This window comes from Brachyspira hampsonii 30446, assembly GCF_000316195.1.
GTDB classification, from domain to species: domain Bacteria; phylum Spirochaetota; class Brachyspiria; order Brachyspirales; family Brachyspiraceae; genus Brachyspira; species Brachyspira hampsonii_C.
Genome location: NZ_JH994111.1, coordinates 1705791 through 1724660, shown reverse-complemented (window position 1 = coordinate 1724660; position 18870 = coordinate 1705791). Strand labels below are relative to the sequence as shown.

The 18870-nt window shown below is 28.8% G+C and carries 14 protein-coding genes and 1 pseudogene; 9 read left to right on the top strand and 6 right to left on the bottom strand.

Annotation, left to right across the window (positions count from 1 at the left end; translation table 11 throughout):
* Positions 1-81: 81 nt before the first annotated feature.
* Both A966_RS12185 and gdhA read right to left on the bottom strand, forming a co-directional pair.
* Positions 82-840 (bottom strand): uracil-DNA glycosylase, encoded by a 759-nt coding sequence (locus A966_RS12185; protein WP_008726064.1) that lies wholly within the window; start codon positions 838-840, stop codon positions 82-84.
* Between the two features lie 236 nt (positions 841-1076).
* The gene (gene gdhA / locus A966_RS12180) at positions 1077-2417 is read right to left on the bottom strand and encodes an NADP-specific glutamate dehydrogenase (protein ID WP_008726062.1); all 1341 of its coding nucleotides are present in this window, start codon (positions 2415-2417) and stop codon (positions 1077-1079) included.
* 1079 nt (positions 2418-3496) lie between these two features.
* Between gdhA and A966_RS12175 the strand changes: the two are divergent.
* The 4 genes and pseudogenes from A966_RS12175 to A966_RS12160 all read left to right on the top strand — a co-directional run bounded on the left by A966_RS12175 (position 3497) and on the right by A966_RS12160 (position 8246).
* A pseudogene (locus A966_RS12175) lies at positions 3497-5168 on the top strand (Na/Pi cotransporter family protein).
* Positions 5169-5186: 18 nt separating this feature from the next.
* On the top strand, positions 5187-6128 hold the full coding sequence (locus A966_RS12170; protein ID WP_008726060.1) for a GDP-L-fucose synthase family protein: 942 nt from the start codon (positions 5187-5189) through the stop codon (positions 6126-6128).
* A gap of 8 nt (positions 6129-6136) precedes the next feature.
* Positions 6137-7138, top strand: coding sequence for a GDP-mannose 4,6-dehydratase (gene gmd, locus A966_RS12165; protein ID WP_008726057.1), 1002 nt, complete (start codon positions 6137-6139; stop codon positions 7136-7138).
* Positions 7139-7145: 7 nt separating this feature from the next.
* Positions 7146-8246: an LPS biosynthesis glycosyltransferase gene (locus tag A966_RS12160; RefSeq protein WP_008726055.1), complete on the top strand. Its 1101-nt coding sequence runs from the start codon at positions 7146-7148 to the stop codon at positions 8244-8246.
* A 2-nt stretch (positions 8247-8248) separates the two neighbouring features.
* On the opposite strand, the gene A966_RS12155 is transcribed toward A966_RS12160, so the two are convergent.
* Both A966_RS12155 and mutL read right to left on the bottom strand, forming a co-directional pair.
* Entirely contained in the window at positions 8249-9592 is a 1344-nt protein-coding gene (locus tag A966_RS12155; protein WP_039955672.1) for a LysM peptidoglycan-binding domain-containing protein, read from the bottom strand.
* A gap of 463 nt (positions 9593-10055) precedes the next feature.
* Positions 10056-11891: a DNA mismatch repair endonuclease MutL gene (gene mutL / locus A966_RS12150; RefSeq protein WP_008726052.1), complete on the bottom strand. Its 1836-nt coding sequence runs from the start codon at positions 11889-11891 to the stop codon at positions 10056-10058.
* 302 nt (positions 11892-12193) lie between these two features.
* On the opposite strand from mutL, the gene A966_RS12145 reads away from it, so the two are divergent.
* From A966_RS12145 to A966_RS12130, 4 genes are all read left to right on the top strand, one after another.
* Positions 12194-13381 (top strand): acetyl-CoA C-acetyltransferase, encoded by a 1188-nt coding sequence (locus A966_RS12145; protein WP_008726049.1) that lies wholly within the window; start codon positions 12194-12196, stop codon positions 13379-13381.
* Between the two features lie 174 nt (positions 13382-13555).
* A complete protein-coding gene (locus A966_RS12140) occupies positions 13556-14332 on the top strand; it encodes an enoyl-CoA hydratase-related protein (RefSeq protein ID WP_008726047.1) in 777 nt (258 codons plus the stop codon).
* A 93-nt stretch (positions 14333-14425) separates the two neighbouring features.
* Positions 14426-15268, top strand: coding sequence for a 3-hydroxyacyl-CoA dehydrogenase family protein (locus tag A966_RS12135; protein WP_008726045.1), 843 nt, complete (start codon positions 14426-14428; stop codon positions 15266-15268).
* Positions 15269-15582: 314 nt separating this feature from the next.
* On the top strand, positions 15583-15957 hold the full coding sequence (locus A966_RS12130; RefSeq protein ID WP_008726043.1) for a group III truncated hemoglobin: 375 nt from the start codon (positions 15583-15585) through the stop codon (positions 15955-15957).
* 52 nt (positions 15958-16009) lie between these two features.
* Here A966_RS12130 and A966_RS13305 read toward each other — a convergent pair whose 3' ends face one another.
* Both A966_RS13305 and A966_RS13860 read right to left on the bottom strand, forming a co-directional pair.
* Positions 16010-16345, bottom strand: coding sequence for a MarR family winged helix-turn-helix transcriptional regulator (locus tag A966_RS13305; RefSeq protein WP_256093392.1), 336 nt, complete (start codon positions 16343-16345; stop codon positions 16010-16012).
* Positions 16346-16726: 381 nt separating this feature from the next.
* Positions 16727-17062, bottom strand: a complete 336-nt coding sequence (locus tag A966_RS13860; RefSeq protein WP_256093393.1) for an MBL fold metallo-hydrolase — start codon at positions 17060-17062, stop codon at positions 16727-16729.
* Between the two features lie 666 nt (positions 17063-17728).
* Between A966_RS13860 and A966_RS12115 the strand changes: the two genes are divergently transcribed.
* Positions 17729-18870: ankyrin repeat domain-containing protein (locus A966_RS12115; protein WP_008726034.1), on the top strand; the 1142-nt coding region annotated here is incomplete at its 3' end.

Sequence of the window (18870 nt, the reverse complement as noted above, 5' to 3'; positions counted from 1 at the left end):
ATATTATAATATTTATCGTTTTTATGTCAACATTCAAGCTTATATAAAGATTATAAATAGTATTTTATGATGAAATTTATATTAATTACTTTTTATTTTTTCTAATTCGCTGAGCATAAACTCCAAATCTGCTATAACTTTATCTTCCTCTTTTTGATTTCTTAATATATAAGCAGGGTGATAAGTTGCTATAACAGGCACATCTTTTCCATTATTATTGTAGTAATGTACTTTATTTCTAGCTTTTCCGAAAGGAGTTTTTAAATCAAAATCTATTAAATTACCGAATCCATGACGGCCTAATGCACATATTATTTTAGGATTAAGTATTTTTAATTGAGTTACAAAAAAATCTCTGCAGTTTGCCTTTTCTTCAGGCAAAGGATCTCGGTTTTCAGGCGGACGGCATTTCAGTGCATTCATTATATAATATTTTTCTTTATTTATATTAAGTCTTTCAATCCATTTATCAAGAAGTTTTCCCCCTCTTCCTACGAATGGAAGTCCTTGTTTATCCTCGTCTGCCCCCGGTGCCTCTCCTACAAATACTATATCAGGCTCTTCATCACCTCGTCCGAATACCACATTTAATCTGCTATTGCATAATGCCTCACATTTCATGCATTTTTCTACTTCGCTATATATCTTTTTTAAATCTTCATTTTTTATTTCTTTCATTAATTCTATGCCTTCATCTTTAATATCTTTTTCTTCTTTTTTTACTGCCTGCTGTGCTTTTTTTGGATTTCTTAATACTATTTTTTTATTATGCTGACTGCATACAACATTTGAAAATTTTATTTTATTTTGCTGTAAAAAATAGTTTTCTATTTTGTTCATATTAATAAATCCTAAATATAATTTTTAAAACATTGTTTATATTATATAATAAAATTGAATTTATTAAAAATTTTTTATTTTTAATAAATATTGTATTTTATTGGGAAGGTTAGGGCAGCTAAATATATATAATTTTTTATATTTGATGAGTTATATTAGATTGCTTTAGAATTATTTAAAAAACATAATGCTGTCAGTATTTTTATACTAACAGCATTACCAAAAACTATAAAGTATTAAACTAAACCGTAAGGTATCATTATATCAGCTACTTTAACAAATCCAGCTATATTAGCACCTTTCAAATAGTCACCTTTACAACCGTATTCTTCAGCAGTTTGATAGCAAGTATTATGGATATTAGTCATAATATTTTTAAGTTTGTTATCAGTATAATCAAAATCCCATTTATCCATAGAAGCATTTTGCTGCATCTCTAAGGCAGAAGTAGCAACACCTCCAGCATTTGTAGCTTTTCCTGGTGCGAATAATACTCCAGCTTTTTGGAATATTTCAACAGCTTCAGGAGTAGCAGGCATGTTAGCTCCTTCAGTAACAGATATACATCCGTTTTTAACTAATGTTTCAGCACTTTTAGCATCAAGCTCATTTTGAGTAGCACAAGGCATAGCAATATCGCAGGCAATGTCCCAAATGTTTCCATTTTCTAAATATTTAGCAGAAGAATGAGCAGAAGCATATTCTTTAATTCTTTTTCTTTCTACTTCTTTTAATCTTTTTACAGTGTCTAAATTAATGCCGTTTTCATCGTAAATAACTCCGTTAGAGTCAGAACAAGCAACAACTTTAGCACCTAATTGAGCAGCTTTTTCCATAGCATATATAGCAACATTACCAGAACCAGAAACTACAACTTTTTTACCTTCAAAACCGTTTTTGCCGTTAGTTTTAAGCATAAGGTCAGTGAAATATACAAGTCCGTAACCAGTAGCTTCAGTACGAACCAAAGAACCGCCGTAGCCTAAACCTTTTCCTGTTAATACACCTGGCTCAAATCTGTTTTTAAGTCTTTTATACTGTCCGAATAAATAACCTATTTCTCTTCCGCCAACTCCTATGTCGCCTGCAGGTACATCAATATCATAACCTATATGTCTTTGAAGCTCTGTCATAAAGCTTTGGCAGAAACGCATAACTTCATTATCACTTTTTCCTTTAGGGTCAAAGTCAGAACCGCCTTTACCACCGCCTATAGGTAAGCCTGTAAGAGCATTTTTGAATATTTGCTCAAAACTTAAGAATTTAATAATACCTAAATAAACAGATGGGTGAAAACGAAGTCCGCCTTTGTAAGGTCCTATTACACTTGAAAACTGTACGCGGAATCCTCTGTTTACCTGTATTTCGCCTTTATCGTCCATCCAAGGAACTCTGAACATTATTTGTCTTTCAGGTTCACACATTCTCTCAATTATTTTTTGTTCAACATAATGAGGTTTTTTCTTTAATACAACTTCCAAAGTGCTTAATACTTCTTTTACTGCTTGGTGAAATTCTACTTCGCCAGGATTTCTTTTCACTATTTTGTTATAAATAGCTTCTAATTGTTCGTTCATAGTTAATCCCCCTATTTTTAATTTTTATTTGTTGAAAACATTATACACTAAATAGTATTATTGTCAATAGTAATGTTACCGGTTTTTTTGTTAAATTAATATTTTTTTTATAAATTTCAATTTTTTATATGAAAATTTAAAAAAATGTTTGAAATGTTGTATTTTATGAAGTATGTTTGAGGCTATATTAAACTCGAATTTCTATTAATAAAAATATTAACCTAAAAAAAAGAAGAATTAATATATTTTTTATAGAAAAAAATGAAAAATTAATAAAATACATAAGTTGTGATAAGATATATATCCGTATTTTTAGAATTCCATATTAAGTAATTTTATAGTAGACTTGTTTCAAAACTACTTGACAAGATTATATATGAAAATTTCGTAATTTTATAATTTATAAAATAATGTTTGACATGTTTTATAAATTATTGTTTTAGTATATAAATATGCAGTCTTTCGCCTGCCGTAGGCACACACAGTGAGGCGTACTTCGTATGTGCCACACCGAAGGCGGACAGGCGTCACAAAAGAAGTGGGGTTTTACGAAGTACGCAGAGCGGTGCACGACTGTGAAGCCCCAACTATAATCAAAAAAATATTAAATTAAAAAACTATAAATATTAAAAATTTGAGTTTTGAAACAAGTCTAGTATAGGCTTATTTTAAAACTATTTATATAATTGTGCCGACTAGCCTTGAGAGGAACAAGTCATACTTAGTAAGGCTTTACTTATTTTGCTTCCGAAGAAGTCCTGCTCGTAAAGCTTGCCTATGGCTGGTGTAGGCAGGTATAAGCAAACAAAAAATGCATGTTTATATGCTAAAATAATAGATTATGCAGCATTTAAAACATCGTATTTGCAATTTTAAAATTAAATAATTTCTGTAATTAATCTTATTAACTACTTTTTGAAGAAGTATATTACTTTGTATATATTATCGTATATTATTTTTAGATAAAAGTATATAAATGTTATGGTTTGTTAACATAATAATTTATTTTGATTGACTTTTTATCTATTTATGATATTCTAAGCAGGCCTAGTTTTATAAAATTTATAGGATATATATATATGCTTTTAACATTGTCTTTTTATTTAGTCGGCGGATTCGGACTTTTTATGTACGGTCTTAAAGTATTCTCTGACGGTCTTCAGGAAAGTACAGAAAATGCACTAAAAGAAATACTGCATAAACTAACTCAAAATAAAATATTTGGAATAGCTTTGGGTTTTTTAATAACAGCAATAGTTCAGTCAAGCAGTGCGGTTACTGTAATGACTGTAAGTTTTGTTAATGCTAATATTCTTACACTTTCTCAGGCAATAAATATCATATTAGGAGCAAATATAGGTACAACTGTTACAGGTTGGATAATATCATTGAATATAGATGTACTAGCATTGCCTTCTCTAGGCATAGGTTCTATAATAGTAATATTTGGTTCGGAGAATAGAAGATTAAGATTCTTTGGTGAAATACTGATGGGTTTTGGTATGATATTTTACGGACTTATACTTATGAAAATGGCATTTGAAGGTGTGAGAGGCTCTGAAGATTTTGAAAAAGTCTTTTTAATGGCAAATGCAAATACAATGTACGGAAGATTTTTATGCGTAATGATAGGTATGATTGTTACTGCAATAATACAATCAAGCAGTGCGGCATTGGGTGTTACTATATCATTAGCAACTGTAGGATTGATAGATTACCCTACAGGTGTGGCATTAATATTAGGACAAAATATAGGTACTACAATTACAGCTGTTTTGGCTACTATAGGAGCTTCTACAAATGCTAAAAGAGCTGCTTTAGTTCACTGTTTATTTAATATATTCGGTGTTATATATATGTTCTTCCTATTCCCATACTATATAAAATTAGTTGATATAATTGTGGGGCTTATGAATATAGGAGATCCTAATCTTGTAGTAAATAATAAGTATGTCAATATATCATTTTATATAGCGGCTGCACATACTATGTTTAATATTATAAATGTTATAGTATTTTATTTCCTAACAGAAAAGTTAGAAAAGATAGTTTGTTTCATTATTAAAGATAAAGAAGATGAAAAGCATGTGAGTGTTCTTTCTGATAAACTTCTTAATATGCCTGTTTCTGCTGAAATAGAAGTAAGGAAGGAAGTAACATATATGGGAGATATTGCTAAAAAAAATGCTTGCAAGAATAGAGCAATTATTTGATAATCCTAGTGAAAGGCTTCTTACAAAGATAAGGGATCATGAAAAAATGCTGGATAATACGGATCAGGAAATTCATGCTTTTTTATTAAAATTACTAGGTAAAAATACTTTAAATTCAGCTAATATTGCCTCTCTTATTAATATAAGTACATATTATGAGAATTTAGGGGATAATTTAAAAGATTTAGGAAAGGCTATTATTAAAGGAAATGAAAAGAAGACATTATTCAATGAAACTCAAAAAGAAGATATAATAAAAATGCTTCATAATAATAAAGATTTTATAGATTATTTATCAGGATTAATACTTGAATATTATTCTTTAAATAAGGAAAAGACTTATGATGAAGCTATGCAGAAATATCATGAAATAAAAGCATTCTATTATGAAGCCAGAGAAAGACATTATGATAATGTTGATAAATCATTAATACCTGCTTTAAATGCTCATTTATACGGAGATGTATTGGTGTATTTCAATCGTTCTATAGGAAATTTGGTGAATATTGTAGAAGCTATAACAGGAAAAGATAAATAATAAGAGGAAATAATAGTTATGGATAAAAATATAAAAATATACATAGCTGGTCATAAAGGTTTAGTAGGAAGTGCTATAGACAGAGTACTTACTAAGAATGGATATACTAATATCATAAGAAAAACTCACTCAGAATTAGATTTAAGAGATAGAGAAAAAGTATTTAATTTTTTTGAAAAAGAAAAACCAGAGTGGTTATTTTTATCAGCTGCAAAGGTAGGCGGAATATACGCAAATAACACATACCCTGTTGATTTTTTATTATATAATCTTCAAATACAGAATAACATAATAGAAGCATCATATAAATATAATGTTAAAAAATTGATGTTTTTAGGCTCAAGCTGTATATATCCTAAAGAATGTCCTCAGCCTATAAAAGAAGAATATTTGCTTTCTGGATATTTAGAAAGTACAAATCAGACTTATGCTTTGGCTAAAATAGCTGGTATAGAATTATGCGATGCTTACAATAGACAGTATAATACAAATTATATTGCTGTAATGCCATGCAATCTTTATGGTATAAATGACAATTATCATGCTGAAAATGCCCATGTTATACCAATGCTTATTAGAAGATTTCATGAAGCAAAAATAAATAATTTGAAAGAAACTGTTATTTGGGGAAGTGGCACTCCTTTGAGAGAGTTTATGTCCTCTGATGATTTAGCAGAGGCTTGCCTTTATTTAATGGAAAATAAAAATGCTAAAGATATAGGTAAATTTATTAATATAGGCTCTGGAAAAGAAGTTACTATTAAAGAACTTTCTGAATTAATAAAAAAAACTGTTGGTTTTGAAGGAGAAATAAAATTGGACAGCTCTAAACCAGACGGCACTATGAGAAAACTGCTTGATGTTAGTAAAATAAATTCTTTAGGTTGGAAATACAAAATAGAACTTGCAGACGGATTAAAAATAGCTTATGAAGATTTTTTAAAAAACTATAACAAATAGGATATAACATGAAAAAAGCACTTATTACAGGAATTACAGGACAAGATGGTTCATATTTGGCGGAACTTTTATTAGAGAAAGGATATGAAGTACATGGCATAATAAGAAGAAGTTCATCATTTAATACTGAAAGGATAGATCATTTATACAGAGATCCGCATATTAATGATGTAAAAATGTTTCTTCATTACGGAGATTTATCAGATAGCTCAAATTTATCAAGATTATTAGAAAAAATACAGCCTGATGAAATATATAATTTAGCAGCTCAAAGTCATGTAAGAGTAAGTTTTGATATGCCGGAATATACTGCTGATGTTGTAGGTCTTGGTACTATAAGAATACTTGATGCTATAAAAGATACTCAAATAAAAACGAAATTCTATCAGGCATCAACAAGCGAATTATATGGAAAAGTTGTTGAAACTCCGCAAACTGAAAAAACACCTTTCTATCCTAGAAGTCCTTATGCATGTGCTAAATTATATTCATATTGGATAACTGTCAATTACAGAGAAAGCTATAATATGTATGCATGTAATGGAATACTATTTAATCATGAAAGTCCAAGACGCGGTGAAACTTTTGTAACAAAAAAAATTACGCATGCTATAGCTAGAATACTTAATAAAGAACAGGATAAATTATATTTAGGTAATTTGGATTCAAAAAGAGACTGGGGATATGCTAAAGATTATGTTGAGGCTATGTGGCTTATGCTGCAGCAGGATAATGCTGATGATTATGTTATAGCTACAGGTGAAACTCATTCAGTAAGAGAATTTTTAGATGAAGCTTTTGGACTTGTAGGACTTGATTGGAAAAAATATGTAGAGATAGATCCTAGATATTATAGACCTGCTGAGGTTGATCTTTTACTTGGAGATCCTACAAAAGCTAAAGAAAAATTAGGATGGAAACCAAAAACTACATTTAAAGAACTAGTAAAAATAATGCTTGAATATGATTTAAATAGTGTAGGCTTAAGTTTAGATAAATTAAAAAAATAAAGTATTTATGAGCTATAAATTATTATTAAAAAAGAATTTGATTGAGTATTTAGTTTGGCCTATTCCTATAAGAAGCATAAGAAATAAAATAAGAATGGATTCTATTTATTTAAAAGATTTAGGATACAAAATAAACTATAATCATTATAAAAATAATATAAAAAATAAAAAAACATTTTTTGTAAGGAATGATTGGTCTGTAAATGAAAAAGAGTTTAGTCAAAACATTTTTTATAATTTAATAAAAAAATATTATATTAGTGATTTAGAAATAGGGTATAATCCAGATATAGAGTATTTCGGACCTGTAGGTAAAAGATATTTTTTAGAGAATTCTAAAGCTAAAATAAAAATATTTTATACGGGTGAATGCGTATCTAAAAATGCTATTGATAAAACTTGGGCACAATATTCTGATAACTGCATTGATTATGTTGATTTATCACTTAGTTTTGAAAGATTAGATGAAAATAAATATCAAAATTATGTGCGTTTTCCAATTTGGATATTTTATAATTTTTATGGATTATTAGACAATAAAGATTATACTAAAGATGATATAAAAAAAGTTATAGATAATATTAATAGTGCTAAATCCAAAAAAAATAAATTTGCTTCATTGGTCGCTAGTCATGATGCAACCAATATAAGAACTCAAATGTATGATAAAATATCTAAAATAGATAATATAAGCTGTCCGGGAAAGTTATTTCATAATGATGATACATTAAAACAAGATTTTAATAATGATAAAATAGAATATCTAAGAGATTTTAAATTCAATATATGTCCTGAAAATACTATTAGCGATGGATATATAACTGAAAAACTTTTTGATGCTTTTAAATCAGGCTGCATACCTATATATAATGGCGATGAAAATATAGAACTTGATTTAGTTAATAAAAATGCATTACTATTTTTTAAAAAAGATGAAGACAATACAGAACTTATCAAAGAAATAGAAAAGTTACATAAAGATGACAAATTATTTGATTCTTTTCAAAAACAAATAAAAATATATGATTCTATGGTTGATTATCTTTGGGAGAGAAGAACTAAAATACTGAATAGATTAGAAACTCTCATAAATGAAAAACTCAAATAATATTATTTATTTACAGGAATTCTTAAAAATATTTCTGTTCCTATAGAAAGAACATTGCTGTTTAATTTATTCCAAGCTTTTATTTCTGCTATATCAATATGAAATCTTCTTGCGATAATCCAAAGAGTATCTCCGCTTCTGACATGATACATTATATCTTTATATTCATAGTCAGGAGGTGGCAAAGATTCAAAATAAACAAATTTACCTTCTCTTATTCTTTGCTGTTCTTCTTCATATTGTGCCAAATCCACCTGTTTAGCATTGTCAAGACCTTGGATGGGAATCATTACTTGCTGACCTATATTGAGACTTCTTGATTTTAATTTATTTATTTCTACTATGGCATTTATAGGCACACCATAAAATTTAGAAAGATGAGAAAGAGTTTCATTCATTTTTACTTCATGTCTTCTGAAAGTAACTCTCTCTGAAGCAGGTATTTTAGCAAAAGTTTCATTAAATTTATTTCCCAATCCTTCCGGAACTCTTAAAGGATACCTAACCATACCTGGAGGTGTTACCCCTCTTGCTAAATGAGGATTTAAAGCTTTTAAATCTTCAGTATCAACATCTATCATCTTAGCTATAACGGATAAATCAGCAGCATCATCAACATAAACTAAATCACCCTGAGGAAATACTACTTTAGGCTTATTTACTTTAAAACCAAATTTTTCAGGATTTTTAGCTATTATAACAGCAGCAACATATTTAGGTATATACTCCTCGGTTTCCTTAGGAAGTACGCCTGCCTCTAGTAAATCCTCAAAATCATTGCTTTTTACTTCTCTTATAGCCCTTGATATTCTTCCTCCTCCGGCATTATATGCGATTAAAGCTATTACCCAAGATTTAAAGTTTTTATCGAGTCTTACTAAATGATCTGCAGCTGCTTTTGTAGAACGCTCAGGGTCAAATCTGTCATCAGACCAATAATTAACTTTAAGATTATATATAGCACCTGTCATAGGCATAAACTGCCAAAGTCCGGCAGCACCTGCATGAGAAACTGCCTGAGGATTGAAATCGCTTTCTATTATAGGTAAATATACTAAATCCTCCGGAACTCCTTTTTCTTTGAATACCTCTTTTATATAAGGTAAGTATATTTGGGCTCTGTCTATAATTTTCTGCATATAAGGTTTCCAGCTACCCTGATATCTATTTATATAGTATGAAACTCTGTCGCTTCTAAAATTATTTACATCAAACCCTCTAAGCTCTACAACTTTTATATCTCGTCCAAGTGATTCCCCAAAAATACTAAGTTCGTATAAATTTACACCGTCTAATGCTTTTCTTATATACATATCAAAAGTGTCGCAAGAGTTTGCAAATAACATTATTATTATAAGGAAAATAATTATTATATTCTTTTTTATATTTCTAATAATAAACCTGCCTTAAAATTATTAATATATTTAACATTATTATTTAAAGATTTTCAAGTTATTTTTACATTTTAAAATCGGATATTATACAAATAAATTTAACTTAGATGAATAGAGTAGAGATGCTGAAATTTGTGAATTTATATAGTAATATTAAAACACATTCTATGATTTTTATTTATAGTAATTTTTTATATATTGTTTTAGTTTTAAATGTAGGATAATAATATTTAAATAATATATAAAATTCATTCTTTGGTATGCCAACACCTACTGACACCTGTGAGGCTGACTTTGTCGGTACTTACAGCATCACAAAAGAACTTGTTTGGTACTACTATTATATTCAAAGGCTAGTCCAAATAATTAATAAATAAAATTAGTTTAGAAACAAGTTTATTAATAAAAAAATATATCATCTAAAGAATTTTTTATCTAAATATTCTTTTGAAAGTCTTAATACAAAAGGTCTTCCATGGGGACAATTTGTAAGTATATTTTCTTCTTCAAGTAAATCGAGTAATGTCTGCATATCACTGTTTGAAAGTTTATCTCCAGCTTTCGGAGAATATTTACATGATATAGTAGAGCAAGTATGCTTTATTACTTTTTCTAAATTGTTATTATCTCCTTTTGAAATATATATATCCAAAATGTCTTTTATTATTTTCTCTATTTTTTGGTTTCTAGGAATATATATTGGTATATCTTCTATTATAATGCTATGTTTTGAGTTGGCTTCGAATTTTATACCTATTGATTCTATTGATTCTTTTGAGGCATTTAAAATATCTATTTCATAATTTCTATACTCAATTTCGCATGGTATAAGAAGTTTTTCGTACTCTATTTTTTTTGAGATAAGAGTTTTGTATATTCTTTCATAATTAAGCCTTTCATAAGCGGCATGCTGATCTATTATATACATTTCTCCGCCGCGTTCGGCTACTATGTATGAGGAAAATACCTGTCCTATGGCTCTTGTATACTCGCCAAATTCTGTATTATTAAAATTATTATTGTTTAAATTTATTGCTTTATTATTAATACTATTTTCTTCTATTGTCGTTATATTGTTATTGTTATTATTTAAATCATATTTTATATAGCTGCTATTTGAATAGTTTATATTATCATATTTTTTTTCATTTGCTGATTCATTATTATATGTATTGTAATTATTATTCTGCATTGGAAAAGTAGGTGTTATATCTTTATCAATATCTACTTCTATGTTAACAGAATCTAAATTATTGTTTCCTGAGTTTATATTGTTTACTATAGTATTATACAGTATCCCTGATATTTCTCTTTCATTTTTTATTCTTACTTCCTTTTTACTAGGATGCACATTCACATCTATTTTACCGCTGTCAATATTAATGTATAGGAAAAAGAATGGATATCTCTCTTTAGGTATGGCATTTGAATATGCATTTTTTATAGCATAGGCAAGAACTCTATTTTCTATAGGTCTCTTATTTAGAAATATGAAATTATTCTTTCTTATAGATTGGCTTATTTTAGAATTTGAAAATAAACCGTATATTGATATATCATCTTTTTCTATCTCAATTTCTATTAAATTTCTAAATATATTGCTGTCAGATAAATAATTTTCTATTCTTTCCTTTAAAGTATCCGCTTTTATATATGAACTTACAACTTTACCATTATTTTTAAGTTTCATAGAAATATTAGGCTGTACTAATGCTTCCATATCAAAAACTTCTTTGACTAGGAAAAATTCTCTTGAAATATGTTTAAGAAATTTGTATCTTGCAGGTATATTAAAGAATAAATTTTTAGCTATAATTTTTGTACCCTGTGAAGCAGCAGCAGGTTTATGTTCTATTATCTTACCTCCTTCTACTACTATTTTTCCTCCATTGCTTTCTTCTACATTTTTTGAAACAATTTCTAAATTCGTAACATCAGATATAGATGCTAAAGCCTCTCCTCTAAAGCCTAATGTATATATTGAATCCAAATCTTCTATAGAATGTATTTTGCTTGTGGCATGATGAGTTATGGCTAGAGGAAGTTCATTGAATCTTATTCCGATTCCATCATCTTCTACTATCATAGATTTAATTCCGGCCTCTTCTACAGAAACTTCTATATTTGAAGCCCCTGAATCTATTGCATTTTCTAATAATTCTTTAAGCATAGATGCAGGTCTTTCTATAACTTCTCCAGCAGCTATACGATTAGCTACAGATTGCGGTAATTTTACAATATTTTTAATCATAGTATTTATATTTTATCATAAAAACTAATAAAAAGATATAAAAAATTATATATACATAATATAGATGTATGATATGTTAATATATATCAATGTGATTTATTTTGTAATTATGTGATAATAAAGTCGTTATTTAGTTAGTTTATTACTAAGAATGATGCAGATAATATACTATTATTATTTATAATAAAAAAAATTAATATTTAATTGAATTTAATAAAAAAATGTACTATAATAAAAGCAACACATTGATATTTTATATTTAAATATGAATGTGAAAATTAATAATTCTTTGGAGATTAAAAATGTCTAGAAAAATAGTAATAGCAAGTGCCTGCCGTACAGCAATAGGAAGTATGGGCGGATCTTTAAGTACAGTTCCAGCTGCTGAACTTGGTGCAATAGTTATAAAAGAAGCTTTAAATAGAGCTAAAGTTGCTCCTAATCAAGTTGATATGGTATATATGGGTTGTGTTATACAAGCATCACAAGGTCAGAATGTTGCTCGTCAAAGTTCTATAAAAGCAGGCTTACCTGTAGAAGTACCTGCTATGACAATAAATGTTGTTTGTGGTTCAGGACTTGATGCAGTAAATATTGCTGCTAATATGATAGCTGCTGGAAATGCTGATATAGTAGTTGCCGGCGGTACTGAAAATATGTCATTAGCACCTTATGCACTTAAAAAAGCTCGTTATGGTTACAGAATGGGTAATGATACAATAATCGATACTATGGTTAATGATGCTCTTTGGGATGCATTCAATAACTATCACATGGGTATAACAGCAGAAAATGTTTGCGATGATTGGAAACTTACAAGAGAAGAATTAGATGCATTTGCTGCTAATTCTCAGCAAAAAGCTGTTAAAGCTCAGGAAGCTGGCGCTTTCAAAAAAGAAATAGTACCTGTAACTATTAAAACTAAAAAAGGTGAGGTAGTATTTGATAAAGATGAAGGTCCAAGACCTGGAACTACAGTAGAAAGTTTAGCTAAATTAAAACCAGCTTTCAAACCAGACGGCGGAAAAGTTACAGCTGGTAATGCTTCTAGTATTAATGACGGAGCTGCTGCAGTAGTAGTAATGAGCGAAGAAAAAGCTAAAGAATTAGGTATTAAACCTATGGCTACTTGGATTGCAGGCGGTTTAGGCGGTGTTGAACCTAGAATTATGGGTATCGGACCTGTTGCTGCTACTAAAAAATTATTGGCTAAAACAGGATTAACTATTAAAGATTTCGATATCATTGAATCTAATGAAGCTTTCGCTGCTCAGTCAGTTGCTGTTGGTAAAGAATTAGGTATTGATGTAGAAAAACAGCTTAACCCTAATGGCGGAGCTATTGCTTTAGGACACCCAGTAGGTGCTTCAGGCTGCAGAATTTTAGTTACATTACTTCATGAAATGGAAGCTAAAAATGCTAAGAGAGGACTTGCTACTCTTTGTATCGGCGGCGGTATGGGCTGTGCTACTATAGTAGAAAGAGAATAGTATTTTTTTGTTTATTAAATATAGATAGTGTTTAGTCTGATTTATTAATGAAAATAACTTTTAAATAATTAAGGTTATTAATTTATTAGCCTTTGTATTATTTATTTAATACAAAGGCTAGTAATAATATAAAAATTATGGGTTATGATAATATTTTAGTGATAAGGAGAAAAAATGGAATTCATTAAATATGAAGAAAAAGGTATGATTGGTATTATAACCATAAGCAGAGAAAAAGCTCTTAATGCCCTAAATTCTCAGGTTTTAGATGAAATCGAAAAAACTTTTGATTCTGTAGATCTTAATAATATAAGATGTTTAATATTAACAGGTGCCGGTGAAAAATCTTTTGTTGCTGGTGCTGATATATCTCAAATGAGTACATCTAACAAAGCAGAAGGTGAAGCTTTTGGTAAAAAAGGAAATGATATATTTAGAAAAATAGAAACTTTCCCTATTCCTGTAATAGCTGCTATTAATGGATTTGCTTTGGGCGGAGGATGTGAAATAGCTATGAGCTGCGATATTCGTATTTGTTCTGATAATGCTATATTTGGTCAGCCTGAAGTAGGTTTAGGAATTACTCCTGGTTTCGGAGGTACTCAAAGACTTCCTAGAATAGTTGGAGTAGGCATGGCTAAACAGATAATTTATAGTGCTAAAAATATTAAAGCTGATGAAGCATTAAGAATAGGACTTGTTAATGCTGTTTATCCTCAGGCAGAACTTATGGCTGCTGCTGAAAAATTGGCTAATTCTATAGCTGCTGCTGCTCCTATAGCTGTGAGAAATTGTAAAAAAGCTATTAATGAAGGCTTACAAGTTGATATGGACAAAGCTATCGTTATAGAAGAGAAATTATTTGGCGATTGTTTTGAAACTGAGGATCAAAAAGAGGGTATGAAAGCTTTCTTAGAAAAAAGAAAAGTTGAAAAATTTGTTAATAAATAATAAAATATTTAAAGCTATAAATCTAATGATGATAAAAAATAAATCTTATTAAATGAGTTATAGCTGTAATAATAAAAATTAAGGAGTTATAAAATGAAAGTAGGTGTAATTGGTGCTGGTGCTATGGGTTCTGGTATAGCACAAGCTTTTGCTCAAACAGAAGGTTATGAAGTTTATTTGTGCGATATAAAAGAAGAATTTGCTGCTGGCGGTAAAGAAAAAATTGCTAAAAGTTTTGCTGGAAGAGTAGCTAAAGGTAAAATGCAGCAGGCTGATGCTGATAAAATTTTATCTAAAATCACTACTGGTTTAAAAGATATTTGTAAAGATGCAGATTTAATTATTGAAGCTGCTTTTGAAAATTTGGAAGTTAAAAAAACAACTTTCTCTGAATTACATAAAATTTGTAAACCTGATTGTATATTCTCTTCTAATACTTCTTCTCTTTCTATCACAGAAATAAGTTCAGGAATAGGAAGACCTGTTGTAGGTATGCACTTCTTTAATCCTGCTCCTGTTATGAAATTAGTTGAAGTTATTTCAGGACTTAATACTCCTAGAGATGTTGTTGAAAAAGTTATCAAAATATCTCAGGAAATAGGTAAAACTCCGGTAGAAGTTAATGAAACAGCTGGTTTCGTTGTTAACCGCATACTTGTTCCTATGATTAATGAAGCTATTGATTTATATGCTATGGGTATTGCTTCTGCTGAGGGTATTGACAATGCTATGAAATTAGGTGCTAATCACCCAATGGGTCCTCTTGCTTTAGGAGATTTAATAGGACTTGATATAGTGCTTGCTATTATGGAAGTTCTACAAAGAGAAACAGGTGATCCTAAATACAGACCTAGTGCTTTACTTAGAAAAATGGTTAGAGGTGGATTACTAGGACAAAAAACAGGAAAAGGTTTCTACGATTATACTAAAAAATAATATTATTTTTATTAGTTTATATCAAGATGCGGGTAAGATATATTAATTATCTTCCCGTATTTTTTTATTTAAAATTAAAATATTAAAAATATAAAATGCCATTTATAATAAAAAATTTTAGTAATTAATAATTAAAAAATATGCAGTAACTAACTATTACCTTATATCTTAATAAATGCTAAAACTTAAATTCTATAATGAATAAAATATGATGATTGATGACAATATTAATTATTTAAAAATATACTTGTAATTTATAAGAAAAATAAGTAAAATAATAAAAATATATTGAATAATAAAAACGAGGATAAAGTATGAAATACAATGAAATAAACAATGAGGGTATAGAAAAGTTAATGGATATATTCTATGCCAGAATTAGAACAAATGAGCAATTAGGACCTATATTTAATGGGGCAGTTGGTATCGATGATGCTTCTTGGGAAAGACATAAAGAAAAAATAGCAAAATTTTGGAAAACTATGCTTTTAAATCAAAGGTTATATATGGGAAATCCTGTACAGCCTCATATTAACTTACTTCCTTTTGATATCAAACTTTTTGATGTTTGGCTTAATTTATTTAATGAATGTTTGAATCAAGTATTTGAAGCAGAGCCTGCTGAACATTTTTATGAAGTTGCTTGTAATATAGCAAGAAATTTCAAAGCTGTATTATTTCAGCAATAAATAATATTTAAAGGTGAAGAATAATTTTATAATTAGATATTATTCTTTGCCTTTATACATCTGATATATTTTTTCTGATTTTTTCTAATATAGATATGAATTTATATTTATCTTCATTGTTTAATTCTTTTACTATATTTTCCAAAACTTTATTTTCATAATTTTCTATAATAGGAAGATCTTTTTTGGCTTTATCTGTAAGGAATAATGAAAAAGCTCTTCTATCTAGGTTATTTTCTTTTCTTATTATGAAAGATTTTATTTCTAATTTATCTATCATTGCTTTAACAGTATTTTGATCTTTATCAAGTCTTAATGATAATTCTTTTTGAGATATTCCTTCCTCTTTGGCAAGCTCTTTTAAAACTATTAATTGTTCCGGTGTAATATCAAATCCATTTATTTGTTTGCCTATATACTGATATATTTTTCTTGCAGTATAGCAAACATCATATCCTATATTTTTAATATTATACTCCTCATAAAAAATGCTATCATAAACTAATATTATGATAGTATATATTTAATTTTCTGTTAATAATTATTTTTATTTATTTAATTCTTTTTCAGCTCTTTCTATTAAAGAGTTTAAATATTTTTCCATATTATCTTTTGACATAATAAATGGATTTTCTTCTGTTTCTTTTAGACTGCCTGCCTTTTCTAAGTTAGCATATCCATTATCTGCAAATAGATGTGCTGTTAATGATACTAATTCATTTCTTGAAACAGCTTCTTTTTTAAAATATTCGGCTGAAGTTTTATATTTTTATATAGAATCTCTATCTTTTGGAAGACCTGTTCCTACCCAAAGCACAGCAGTGTATTCTTTTCCTCTGAATTTAACAGGAAATATAAAAGAAGTGCATCCGGGTGTATGTCCGGGAGTTTCTAATATAGTTATGCTTGTATCGCCAAGTTTTATTATATCTTTATCTTTTGAATATATATCAACTTTTGTCTTTGGAGAACGAGGTGAATTTGCCCCTGTATTTAAATTGTACATTAAATCTGTATCTGTTTTTGTAAGTATAACTTTAGCTTTGTATTTTTCTCTCAAATAATTAGCTCCGCCGTAATGATCTCCATGTCCATGACTTAATATAATAGACTTGTTTCAAAACTAATTTTTTATAATTTTGTGGGGACTAGCCCCCACACCCCACTTCTTTTGGTGACCCATACGAAGTACGCCTGCGGCGAAGGACTGCATATTTATATACTAAAATAATAATTTATAAAACATGTGAAACATTATTTTGTAAATTATAAAATTACGAAATTTTCATATATAATCTTGTCAAGTAGTTTTGAAACAAGTCTAATATATTTCAAATCTTTTGGATATAATCCAAAAGATTTAATGCCGTCTTATATGAGTTTTGCATCTCTGTTGTCCCACATAGAATCTATTAATATTAAGCCTTCTGATGTACTTATTACCCAAGCGGCAACACTCACAGAACCTATACATTATTAAATACTTTTGTAGGTTTTAATGGGGTGTTGTCGTTTAGGTAATCCATTGGAGTTTTTTCAGCGGCAAATAGTGAAAAAATTAATATTAAATAAATAAAAAATATTTTTTTCCAAAATAGCATCAACTTTTCTTCATTGTGTAATTTATTTGTAAACAATAGTATGTATACATGTTATTATCAATATGAATAATTCTTTTTTTATTAAAAAAATAAAAAAATTGTAATATTAATGATTATAATAATATTACATATATGGTATAATAATTAAATCTTATGCTTTGGAAAGTATTATGTTAAGAAAATCATTAATTATAATTTTTCTTTTGATTACAGGTATTTTATATTCTCAGGAGTCTCAGGAGCCTCCTGTAAATATACCAATAATAAAGGCTATAGCCAATAATGATATTAAGACTTTACAGAAATTGATAGAAGATGGTGCTGATGTGAATGTTAAAGATGCAGAAGGCAATACTCCGCTTATATGGGCTTCGCTTCTTGGGTTGGATAAGATTGTAGAAGAGTTGTTATCAAGCGGTGCTGATATTAATATTGGTAATAGTTTTGGAAATACTCCTATAATGGCTGCGGTATTAGAGGGGAATAATAGTACTATAAGAACTTTAATATCAAAAGGTGCTGATTTAAATATTAAAAATAAAGATGGATGGACTGCTGTAATGTGGGCTTGTGTTAATGGTAATTTATCTGTTCTTAAAATGCTTGTTAATGCAAGGGCTGAGATTAATGTAAAAGATGTTAATGGAAGTACGCCTTTAATGGTGGCATCAGACAGCGGATATACTGATATAGTTAAAGAGCTTATAAAATTAGATGTTAATGTAAATGAAAAGAATAATTTTGGAGATACTGCCATAATGATGGGAGCTATTATTGGCGATGCTGTTATTGTAAGAGAATTAATTAAAGCTGGGGCAAATATAGATGAAAAAGGATCTAATGGAGGATCTGCTTTAATATATGCATCAAGGTTTGGACGAATAGAGGTAGTGAGGGAATTATTAAAAAATAATGCTGATGTTAATATTACAGCTGATGATGGTACTTCACCTATATTGGCTGCATGTATAGACGGACACAGTGATATTGTAAAAGAATTAATAAAAAATAATGCTGATATTAACAAAGGTGATAATGTAGGATATTGTCCATTGATAGTTTCTGCTATAGAAGATCATATAGTAATAGTTGAGGCTTTATTAAATGCTGGAGCGGATATTGAAGCTGTTACTAAAGAGGGGTATACGGCATTAATGGGGTCAGCTATTAGAGGAAACTTAGAAATGGCTCAGGTTTTACTAGATGCAGGAGCGGATATAAATCATAAAGCACCTAATGGAAAAACGGCATTAAGCATGGCAGAGGAAAAGGAACAGGAAGAGATGGTGAATTTTTTGAAAGCCAACGGTGC

What these genes read in the sequence shown, in the direction of transcription:
- A966_RS12170 (WP_008726060.1), top strand. Translation starts at nt 5,187, where the DNA reads ATGGATAAAAATATAAAAATATACATAGCTGGTCATAAAGGTTTAGTA.
- A966_RS12155 (WP_039955672.1), bottom strand. Translation starts at nt 9,592, where the DNA reads ATGTTATTTGCAAACTCTTGCGACACTTTTGATATGTATATAAGAAAA.
- A966_RS12185 (WP_008726064.1), bottom strand. Translation starts at nt 840, where the DNA reads ATGAACAAAATAGAAAACTATTTTTTACAGCAAAATAAAATAAAATTT.
- A966_RS12135 (WP_008726045.1), top strand. Translation starts at nt 14,426, where the DNA reads ATGAAAGTAGGTGTAATTGGTGCTGGTGCTATGGGTTCTGGTATAGCA.
- gmd (WP_008726057.1), top strand. Translation starts at nt 6,137, where the DNA reads ATGAAAAAAGCACTTATTACAGGAATTACAGGACAAGATGGTTCATAT.
- A966_RS12145 (WP_008726049.1), top strand. Translation starts at nt 12,194, where the DNA reads ATGTCTAGAAAAATAGTAATAGCAAGTGCCTGCCGTACAGCAATAGGA.
- A966_RS12140 (WP_008726047.1), top strand. Translation starts at nt 13,556, where the DNA reads ATGGAATTCATTAAATATGAAGAAAAAGGTATGATTGGTATTATAACC.
- A966_RS12130 (WP_008726043.1), top strand. Translation starts at nt 15,583, where the DNA reads ATGAAATACAATGAAATAAACAATGAGGGTATAGAAAAGTTAATGGAT.
- gdhA (WP_008726062.1), bottom strand. Translation starts at nt 2,417, where the DNA reads ATGAACGAACAATTAGAAGCTATTTATAACAAAATAGTGAAAAGAAAT.
- A966_RS12160 (WP_008726055.1), top strand. Translation starts at nt 7,146, where the DNA reads ATGAGCTATAAATTATTATTAAAAAAGAATTTGATTGAGTATTTAGTT.
- mutL (WP_008726052.1), bottom strand. Translation starts at nt 11,891, where the DNA reads ATGATTAAAAATATTGTAAAATTACCGCAATCTGTAGCTAATCGTATA.